Origin of the sequence: Hydrocoleum sp. CS-953, assembly GCF_002260545.1 — a bacterium.
Taxonomy (GTDB): Bacteria; Cyanobacteriota; Cyanobacteriia; order Cyanobacteriales; family Microcoleaceae; genus Trichodesmium.
In genome coordinates this window covers 1-4,061 of sequence record NZ_LGSU01000649.1, presented here as the reverse complement: position 1 = coordinate 4,061, position 4,061 = coordinate 1, and the positions used below count along the sequence as shown (strand labels likewise).

1 protein-coding gene is annotated in these 4,061 nt (G+C 40.5%); it reads right to left on the bottom strand.

Annotated features, from left to right (window positions below; genetic code table 11):
* Positions 1 to 653: 653 nt before the first annotated feature.
* Positions 654 to 3,899 (bottom strand): hypothetical protein, encoded by a 3,246-nt coding sequence (locus AFK68_RS07340; protein ID WP_094672189.1) that lies wholly within the window; start codon positions 3,897 to 3,899, stop codon positions 654 to 656.
* Positions 3,900 to 4,061: the final 162 nt, after the last annotated feature.

Genomic DNA, 4,061 nt, shown 5'->3' with positions numbered 1-4,061 from the left:
CCGCCCCTACTTCGCGATCGCCTCCGTTTAATTAGGTATAAAAAAATGTGCCATCTGAGTGCCATTGCCCAGTATTTCTAGAACTCCCCATCTCTTATATCAAATCCGGATAATTACTCAGGACTTAGGCAGAACCGCCATATCTAGTAAGGGCGAATGCCATTCGCCCCTACATATGGCATATAATTCCATATTTTGCGTAAGTCCTGTTACTATAGCCTGCGTCCGCAGCGACTGGAACGGAGTGGAAGGTTTGTGGAGCATTCCGGAACGGATAGCAATCTCAGGAGTCCCACGAGATTGCTTCCTATCGTCGCAATGACGAGTGTTCAATCGGATTCTATATCACATCACGCCCAAGATATTAAAAAGTGACTTTTGCTTTGCCCGTAGCACTATATTGCTGCAGTCGAAAGCAGATGAATCTAGTTGTTAGATTCACCTGCTATCAAGATTAATAATTCTGACTAATATAAAGTTTGAGTTAGAACTTAGAACAAAGGGTAGTGGTGTAGAAGTAGTGATATCCAAAACAAAGTCAAGTAGTCAAGGGAATATGATTTATTAAAAACTAAGAATTTAAGGTACTTTCTGTTAAGAGTTAAGTGTTCCTTATTCCCTACGTCGCTCCCTATATCACTTGATTTAGAGGATTACCCGACCAGATCAACATGACTGTTAAGATTAAAGCCAGATTCATTTTCGAGAATGGCAATAACTTTGTCGTCACCATTAGCTAATTTAGCTGACAATTGACCTTCTGAAAAGCTCAAATCACTCCGACTGCTAAAACCATAGTAAAACCTATTAATGCGAATCCGATCTCCTTCAGAAGCAGTGAAGTCAAGAATCTTGTCAACACCACTAAAGGCATCAAAACGCTCAATGAAAGCAAATATATCAGCACCACCACCACCAATTAAAACATCACTATCTTCAAAGCCTTGCAGAAGGTCGTTACCATCTCCTCCTAGGAGCAGATCGTCCTGCCACCCACCTCGGAGAGTATCGTTGCCTCCACCGCTATACAGGTAATCATTACCACCAAGACCTCGCATTAATTGATTGCCAGAGTTGCCGATGAGAACATCATCACTACCTTCTGAACCGTCATTGTCTGTTTGTGAACCCAAAATCTCAATTTGTTTTAAGGCATCTCCTACTTGATTTTTAGAGATATTTTCTAGAATGGCAAGATCCCGATCGCCAAGAGTAATAGTGAGAGCATTATTAGTTTCTGAATGGGTAAAGTTTAAGCCTAAGGAAGGATCGGAGTTATCACTAATAGCATCCAAATGCTTTTTCCATATCTGAATCTTATCTCCTTCAGCAGGAGTGAAGTCCAGGATGCGATCAGGAGAAAAGTTTGTTCCATGTTGATAGAGAACAAAAGTATCGGCACCAGTACCACCAATTGCAGTGTCACCTTGTTGAGAGGTACCGATAAAATCGTCACCATCTCCTCCTACTACGACATCCTTACCCCCAAATGGTACGATATTATCGTTGCCTGCATGACCATAGACATACTGACTACCAGCTGAGTCGCCGATCTTATTGCTGATTTTCTCATCGTTGATAACAATTGTGTTGTTTTCTGCTCCAATAAACTCAATTTGTTTTAAGGCATCTACCACTTGATTTTGAGAGATATTTTGTAGGATAGCAGCCTGCTGACCGGCAATAGAAATAGTAAGGGTATTATTAGTATCAGAATAAGTCGCATCAAAGTCTACAGAGCTATTGCTATCGTAATATTCTTTAACATCAATCTGAATATTATCTTCGGAAGAAGTGAAGTCTGTAATTGTATTTTTCCCACCAGAGAGCCTGAAAATATCTTGACCACCATTACCAGTTAGATTATCGTCCCCTTTTCCACTAACAAAGATGTTAGCCTGACCATCTCCAGAGAGAGTGTCATTATTGGAAGTACCAAGAATACGACGTTCCACAGTCAATCCTCCTGTATTGAGGCTGCTGATCCCTGATGATCCCGAAGTCTGATACTGAAAATTATTGACAATATTGGTAACTTGATTATTGGAGATATTTTCCAAGACCGCAACAGTTGTATCTGCACTCCCATTGGAATTTAATAACGTGAGATTGTTATTCGAATAATTAAAAGACAGATTGTTGGAAAGCTCTACAGGGATTATTAGCCTATCTTCCACAGCAAAATCCTTGATAATATCACCTTCACCAACATAAAAGGTATCAGCACCTGCACCACCTGTTAAGATATCAGTTCCTAGGCGACCGATGAGGATGTTAGCGTCACCATCTCCTTTGATATTGTCATCATAGTCACTACCAGTAACATTCTCAATGCTAATCAATGTGTCTTGAGTACCAAACCCATCATTACTTGCTTTGCCCTGAGAGAGATCGACAGTGGCACCCGTTCCCTGATTATTATCTTGGTAAGAAACAAAGTCTAAACCGTCGCCCCCATTCAGAGTATCTGCTCCTTTACCTCCAAGCAATACATCATTACCCGCGTAACCAAATAGCTGATCGTTACCATCCGCGTGTGGTGTGAAGTTTAGCGTACTCCCAGACTTGTCTACTGTTTCTTTGGAAGTGTAACCATAAATGTGGTCGTCAAAGTTACTACCGTAACGGTAGTTGGCACTGTTATCACCCTCGACAGATAGAGGCCCAATGGCACCTAGAACTAAAAATGGGTTTTCCATCTCACCGATTTGTGCTTGGATTTCTGCACTGAATTCATTTGCAGTTATAATATTGCTTGTTGCACCGCTGCTGTTTAGACCCTGAGACACCCCATTTTTATCTAGAATTAGAGCATTATTTAAGAGAGTTTCTCGAATTGATGTTACATACTGAGTTGGTAAAGCTGTATCTCCAGGGAAAATATCTCCAGCTTTGGCAAAATTCAAAGTGGCAAATATGTCAGTACCACCTCCTTGATCGTACGAAAAACTTAAAAAGTTTTGGGTATTTGTCGCATCTGAAATGAAAACATTGGGGTCTTCACCCTTACTACTGTCGTAGTTTAGGGGAATTATCACTACATCTTCTAAAGGATTGAAGTCCTTAACCGTAGCGTATTCTCCTGAAGGCGGTGCCTCAACATAGCCATCAACTCCCGAATTTATCCCTTCATAAATAATGGGAGTAATTTCTTTCATTGCGGTTATAAGACCTTTGCTCAGGTCGCCGACAACAGGGATCATACTGAAACCAAGATCGGTTATATCAGTGGCAATTCCGTTGGCAAATCCTTCAGCATCAAGAGTGCCTGGAGTTACAGTTTTACTTGTGTCACCAAGGAAGAATGTGTCTTTGTCTGCTCCGCCATATATGATGTCACTGTTGCCTGCCGATAATTTACCAGTAAAGATTACATCATTACCCGCACCCCCAACTAGAGAATCAGTACCGTTTCCACCTTGAAGTACATCATTGTCGGCACCTCCAAGGAGAGTATCGTTTCCAGCTCCTCCAAAGAGAGCATCATTTCCCGGACCTCCTTCAAGATGATCTGCTCCAGCTCCCCTGTTATGGGACTTACTATTATTCTGCACAAACTTATAGCCATTATCACTGTCTGGATCTGTAGTTTCACTACCACCATAGAGATAGTCATCACCCCCCCCTCCATAAAGAGTATCGGACTCCTGTTTTCCAACAAGTGTATCATTTCCACCTTGACCCTGGAGTATGTCTTTGTAATCAAAGTATGTAGTGACAAATGACCATGTGGGTATTTGCCAATGTTCATTAGAGCCTGTTTTTCCTTCAAGCTTATCGTTACCATCAGTCCCAGTTGTTGTTCTTGGTCCGAAATCCCAATCAGCCATTATTTTATCCTCAATTAGATTATTTATTGCTTTGAGAAAATGTTGTTCTCTTTCCGTTGTTGATATCATTATCACTCAAGTTATCGGAAAACACAATACAGAAAAAGTTATTTTTAGTTATGAATTTTTAACCTGAATAAAACTGAACTTTTTTGAGATTAATTTGGACAATAAATCTAGTATTACCAAAATATAAATCTGTTTATAATCAAGGCTATACCTGATATACAC